Origin of the sequence: Desulfovibrio sp. 1188_IL3213 (genome assembly GCF_036763145.1) — a bacterium.
In the GTDB taxonomy this organism is placed as follows: domain Bacteria; phylum Desulfobacterota; class Desulfovibrionia; order Desulfovibrionales; family Desulfovibrionaceae; genus Desulfovibrio.
The window spans coordinates 1-5,729 of sequence record NZ_JBAIYR010000127.1; the positions used below are offsets into that span (position 1 = coordinate 1).

Consider the following 5,729-nt stretch of genomic DNA (forward strand, 5'->3'; position numbering starts at 1 on the left):
GCTCCTCGCGCTCATGGCCGTTCTGGCGTTCCGCAGGCGTGCCGGAACCTTGATTCGCGCCAGCGGTACCGGGCGCCAGCCCCATTGCGTCCTTGTCTGCCTGATCCTGTGAAGCCTCTGGCAGTTCCCGGGACTCAGCGGAAGAGCCTTCAGGCGGATACTGCCCTTCGCTCCGGGCCAGTATTTTATCCGGCGCGGCGGAAGCGGCCATGGGGCCGAGCTGAATGTTTTCGGCATAGAGAATATCGCCCTCGCAGAAGGTCAGTGCGCGGGTAAGTGTATTTTTCAGCTCACGCACATTGCCGGGCCAGTCGTGGGCCGTGAGTTTTGCAAGGGCGCCCCGGCTGACCTGGGGCATGTGCAGTGACTTGCGCGCCCCGTTTGCCGAGGGGGACTGTCCTGGGCCGTACGCAGCGGGTTCCGTGTTTTCCGCCTGTGTTTCGGCGTCCATCTCTGCCGCCTTGGCGCGCGCTTTTACGGCCTCGGTCAGAAAGTAGACTGTCAGGGAGGGGATGTCGGTTTTTCTTTCCCGCAGGGGAGGGGTGTGGATGGTTATGACGGCCAGACGATAATAAAGATCTTCGCGGAAGGATCCGTCGCGTGCTTCGTCGGGAAGGGAGGCATTGGTGGCGGCGATAATGCGGGTATCAAAAGGCACTTCCTGATCGCTGCCCAGGGGACGGATGCGCCGCGTGGACAAGGCCCGCAGCAGCGCCTGCTGCACCTTGGGCGCGGCATTGCCTATTTCATCCAGCATGAGGGTTCCGCCCTCGGCGGCCAGAAATGCCCCCTTGCGAGGCTGCCTGGCCTCGGTAAAAGCGCCCTTTACGTGGCCGAACAGGGTGTCCATAAGCAGGTTTTCGTCCAGCGCGCCGCAGTTGATGGTGATGAACGGTCCTGAAGCGCGGGCGCTCAGACGGTGGATGGCTTCCGACACCAGTTCTTTGCCGGTGCCGGTTTCGCCCACCACCAGCACATCCGCCAGAACCTGCGATGCCTTGCGTACCTGGTCATACAGCGTCTGCATGGCCGGTGACGTGCCCACAAGGCCGCTGGCGGGGAGGTCTTCGGGGTGCGGCAGGTCGGAGGCTGGCTCGCGCTGCCACTGGGCGTCCTGAAGGGCCTCGTGGCTGCGGCGTTCTTCCTTGGCCTGGCGCAAACGTTTCAGAAGGGCGTTGATGCTGTTCTTGATGCGCTCCATTTCCAGAGGCAGCTGCGGCAGGTCAAGGTCGTCATCATTGCCCAGAATATTGCGGTTGCGTAGATCGCCGGACATGACATTGAGCGATTTGCCCATCTGGCGCGCCAGCCACCAGAGGCTCAGGGCCAGAAGAACCATGCCCCCCATAAAGCTGACTGCGTAGATGCCCATGATCTGCATGCCGGTGCGCGTGGTGGTGAAGCTGGTATCCAGAACGGCCAGCCCGCCGAGCACCACAGGCTCGCCGCCGGAGCCGGGATTGAAGCCGACGGGAACATAGCTTACGCGCTCCACGCGCATCTGTCCGTTGCTCCATATGGTGCTGCTTTCTGTCATGGGCAGTTGTCCGGCATGCCCTCCCTGCACCTCGGCCACCATGCTCCAGTAGTTGATGTGTTCCGGGCTGGGACGAAAAGCCATGCTGAAGCCGGGCCGCCCGTAGTCGCCCCAAAAGCCCGCCCGAACCGCATCATTGCCCAGGCTTTTGCCCGCAAGAGCCGCATCGGGCACTTCAGACTGAAAGATCATCCAGCCCTCACGGTCGAAAAACAGACTGCGCACGCGCGTGTCCGTGCCGGATGCGGCGATGGGGGCGTTGGGCGAGGAATAGCGCGATACGATGTTCCGCAGATCCTTCATATCCAGCGACAGCAGCAGGTAGCCCTGGAAGTTCCCGTTTTTGTCATGCAGGGCGGTAAAAAAACGCAACACATGCAGTGAAACGTTTTGCAGGGATTTGTCGACCGGAACCATGGAATACACGGCTTCCAGAGGCTGCCCCACATTGACGTAACCGGGGCGCTGGTCGCCCCCCAGGTTATGGAAAGGGCTTGCGGGGCTGTCGAGAGCCACCTGCATGGGGATATTGATGATGCTCCCTTCGTGGTTCAGCAACAGGTAGCGGCTTTCAGGGGTCAGCCCCACATAGGCCACTTCGCGATATTGAAGGCCATCGGTCTTGGCGCGAAATTCCATTCTGCGGGCCATGTCCTGCGGCTCCATAGAGCCTGCGGCCAGTATCAGCAACTGGTTGCGCGTTTCGGCCAGGGCATGTTCCAGGGCCAGGCTCATGGCCTGGGCCTGAAGTTGCGCGTTGCGCGCTATTGCGCGGTTTATGATGTGTTCAATGCTGCTGCTGGTTGTCAGAAAGATAAGCAGCAGCACGAGAGTCAGCAGAGGCAGCCCCAGCATGAGCATGCGGCTGACAAGGCTGCGGTTCATGAAGAAGGAGGTGACATCCAGGGTGCTTCCGCCGGGAAGCGTTCTGTAGAAGCGCATTGTTCCTCCTGGGCTTGGTTGCGCAAAAAAGCGCAATCTTTGTGTCCACTATAGGCACCTCGCGAAAATCTGGCAAGTTTTTTCGCGCAAAAATGAGAAAAAATCGGCAAAATACGGCAATTATTACGCAATGGCACGGTGGTTGCTATCTTTTTCACATTCACTGCGTGACAGTCGGCATGGCCCGGTGGGGGTACTGCCGAAAGAGAGTCCAAAGGATCTCAAACAGAGTGGAGGGTTCTTATGAAGAAGATGCGCACGCTTATGACCTGGCTGGCGGGCTGCGCGCTCATGCTGGCCGCCATGCCCGGCCTGGCTCTGGCTGCCGGGGGCAAGGCTTCGGCGGTGGTAATTGTGGCCGATACCCGCAAGCTGGACGGCATCCTGTACTGGTGGGCGGAAATGTACAATGAGAGTCATTTCTTTTTCGCCATCCTGACCATGCTCATCATTCCCATTGTGGGCTGCATCCTTGGCTGGCTGGCCGACCTCGTGATGTCGCACATCGGCATTGACCTCAAGCACCGCGAACTGGCCGAAAAGTAAGGAGGCGCATATGGATTGGCTGTATATCTTGATGCCCATCTCCGGCGTGTACATTTTCTGGCCGGGGCTTATCATTCTTGGTTTCGGCGTGGGCATTATCGGCGGTTTCTTCGGCCTGGGCGGCGCGTGGATGGTTACCCCCGGCCTGAATATTCTGGGCTTTCCCATGGCGTTCGCCATCGGAACAGACGTGGCGCAAATGGCTGGTAAATCGCTTATCTCAACCATGCGGCACGGCAAGTTCGGCAACGTGGACTACGCCCTGGGCATCACCATGCTTATCGGTACGGTCATCGGCGTTGAAATCGGCGCGCAGATGGTCATGTGGCTTGAGCGCATCGGCTCGGTGGACAAGGTTGTGCGCTGGCTCTACGTGGTGCTGCTCATATCCATTGCATGGCTGGTGTTTCATGACGCCGCCGTGCGCCGTCGCAAGGAACGTGAAGCCAAGGCGCAACATAAGGAACTGGACGCCGCCGCCGTCGGCATTGACTGGGCCTCTCGTCTTCAGGCCATAAGGATACCTCCCGTTGTCCATTACAAGCATGCCAACATCACCTGCTCCGCGTGGCTGCCTATCACCGTCAGTCTCTTCACCGGCTGGCTGGCAGGCATACTCGGTATCGGCGGCGGTCTCATCCGTATGCCCGCTCTTGTCTATCTTGTGGGCTGCCCCACCCATCTGGCAGTGGGTACGGACCTCTTTGAAGTTGCCATCTCCGGCCTGTACGGCACGGCGTCCTACGCGTACAAGGGCCGCGTGGAACTCCTGGCCGCGCTCATCATGCTGTGCGGCGCTGCCATCGGCGCGCAGATAGGCGTTGTGGCGACCAAGTACGTCAAGGGTTACGGCATTCGTTTCGTTTTCGGCCTGGCCGTTCTGGGCTGCCTCATGTCTGTTATTCTGAAGCTTCTGCAGGCGGAATTCCCTGCATGGGGCTGGCTGCTTGGCCCCCTTGCCACTGTTGAAGTTCTTGGTTTCGTAAGTGCCATTTCCATCTACATCGCGGTGAAGATGGTGCAGGGCGCCAAGGCGGAATTGGCCGCCAAGAAGATGCGGGCAGCGAACAGCTAGGAGGGACATCATGAAGATTCGTAGTTTGCTGCTTATGCTGGTGCTTGGACTTTCCACTTTCCTCACCGCCTGCGACTTCGAGGGCGGGGTGGAGCAGGGCCGCTGTGTGGCCTTCAACCCCGAAGCCAAAACCCTGACCATCGTGGTTGACGTTACTCACGATCAGTTCAACCCGCATTACAGCGGTGGCGTACACACATTCAAGCTGCCGACCATTCCCAGCGAAATGGGACCGCCGCCTGAAGTGGGTGGACGCCTCATGATCGACCTGGAAAAGAATACGGTGCTTGTATTCGATCCCGAAACCAAGACCGTGCGCGAAATTCCCGTGCAGTTTATGGATGTGGAAAAGAATATACGCCCCAAGCATCCCAAGGTTGCGGGCAAGACCTTCCCCGTTGTTGACAAGGAACAGCAGACGGTCACCGTGTATTCCAACCGCCTGAGCTCCCTGATTACCTTCAAGGTTCCCGCAGGCGATATAGACCTGCCCCCCTATGTGTGGGCTGCCGGTAACGAAATGCGCATCGCGTACCGAAACGCGGACAAGAATCAGGCCATACGCATCATGAACGTGACCAAGACCAATATATTCAGCAAGTAGACCATATCGGCATCAAGAATACCGGGGCGGCACTGCCCGCCCCGGTATAAAAGATTTTCTGGAGAACAGCATGAACAGCTACAAGCAGCACCTTTATATCAGTTGCATCCGTATCACGGCCAACGCGCTTATGGTGGCCGCGGTTTTTGTAGCCATGTACCAGTCTTCACGCAGTTTTGACGCGGCCGAGCTGACGTTTTGCGCATGGTTTTTCGGTATAACGGTTCCTCTGTGGGCCGGGGCCTTCTGGCTTACACGCATGGTGCGGCGGCGCTTTCCCGCCGAAGGCCAAAGCATGGTGCATTTGCCGCGCATGGGCCTGTCGCTGGTGAGCTGGCGGGTGCTTGAGCAGGTAAGGGGTTCGCAACTGGTGCAGCAGCGCTAGACAATTTTGCTTTGAAACTGCCTGACGGCTGCGTGAGCAGACGTCCGCTACCAAGGCGCAACGCAGCTTCAGCCTCCGGTTCAGGAGCTTGCGAAAAAGACTGCACCACTGCCTGAGGGTGCAGTAAGGCGCCGAAGTGAACGTTATAAAAACTTTGAGATTTCACATCCCAAAGTTGGAATGCTCTAACAGAGGTATTGCCATGATTGCCGCCAGCACTTTCAGAGGATACGATTCATCCATGCAGACTCTTCTTGACGCCGACACCTGGGATGCCTGCCAAAATATCCGCCGCCGCCAGCGCCGCCTGGGTACGGTGTGCGCCCTGCTGCTGGCCGTGGCCCTGCTGGGCCTGGTAGACGGGCTGCAGGGCCTGATGCGTTCCGGCTCAAGCACGCTTGAGATGCTGCCGGGCAACGTGGTGGCCCTTTCCGGTCCCCTCACGGTCAAAAATCCCGTTACAAACGATATTGAAGTGCGCTTTACGCCCCCGGATGCGCCGCTGATTTTCAACTTGGAAGGCTTTTTTGCCGGCTACTGGTTCGGCAACGGCATGTGGCGCGGCACTGTTGGCGCGGAAAACGGGGCGGAAGCAGGCGAGTACCAGATGCGCGTGCGGTTCAGGGGCGCCGCGGCGGCC

General features: G+C 59.1%; 5 protein-coding genes and 1 pseudogene. 5 read left to right on the forward strand and 1 reads right to left on the reverse strand.

Annotated elements, in window-relative coordinates:
- Positions 1 to 2,479, reverse strand: a 2,479-nt coding sequence (locus V6C16_RS06935) for a sigma 54-interacting transcriptional regulator (protein ID WP_333542940.1), incomplete at its 3' end; no start/stop codon positions are given.
- 243 nt (positions 2,480 to 2,722) lie between these two features.
- Between V6C16_RS06935 and V6C16_RS06940 the strand changes: the two genes are divergently transcribed.
- From V6C16_RS06940 to V6C16_RS06960, 5 genes and pseudogenes are all read left to right on the forward strand, one after another.
- On the forward strand, positions 2,723 to 3,025 hold the full coding sequence (locus V6C16_RS06940; RefSeq protein ID WP_333535171.1) for a DVU0150 family protein: 303 nt from the start codon (positions 2,723 to 2,725) through the stop codon (positions 3,023 to 3,025).
- A 10-nt stretch (positions 3,026 to 3,035) separates the two neighbouring features.
- On the forward strand, positions 3,036 to 4,100 hold the full coding sequence (locus V6C16_RS06945) for a sulfite exporter TauE/SafE family protein (protein WP_333535172.1): 1,065 nt from the start codon (positions 3,036 to 3,038) through the stop codon (positions 4,098 to 4,100).
- A gap of 10 nt (positions 4,101 to 4,110) precedes the next feature.
- Positions 4,111 to 4,704, forward strand: a complete 594-nt coding sequence (locus V6C16_RS06950; RefSeq protein ID WP_333535174.1) for a DUF4881 domain-containing protein — start codon at positions 4,111 to 4,113, stop codon at positions 4,702 to 4,704.
- Positions 4,705 to 4,774: 70 nt separating this feature from the next.
- Positions 4,775 to 5,089: a hypothetical protein gene (locus V6C16_RS06955; RefSeq protein ID WP_333535175.1), complete on the forward strand. Its 315-nt coding sequence runs from the start codon at positions 4,775 to 4,777 to the stop codon at positions 5,087 to 5,089.
- A gap of 241 nt (positions 5,090 to 5,330) precedes the next feature.
- Positions 5,331 to 5,729 (forward strand): annotated as a pseudogene (locus tag V6C16_RS06960) (hypothetical protein); the annotation flags it as partial.

Coding starts and splice junctions, on each gene's coding strand:
- V6C16_RS06940 (WP_333535171.1), top strand. CDS start 2,723: ATGAAGAAGATGCGCACGCTTATGACCTGGCTGGCGGGCTGCGCGCTC.
- V6C16_RS06945 (WP_333535172.1), top strand. CDS start 3,036: ATGGATTGGCTGTATATCTTGATGCCCATCTCCGGCGTGTACATTTTC.
- V6C16_RS06950 (WP_333535174.1), top strand. CDS start 4,111: ATGAAGATTCGTAGTTTGCTGCTTATGCTGGTGCTTGGACTTTCCACT.
- V6C16_RS06955 (WP_333535175.1), top strand. CDS start 4,775: ATGAACAGCTACAAGCAGCACCTTTATATCAGTTGCATCCGTATCACG.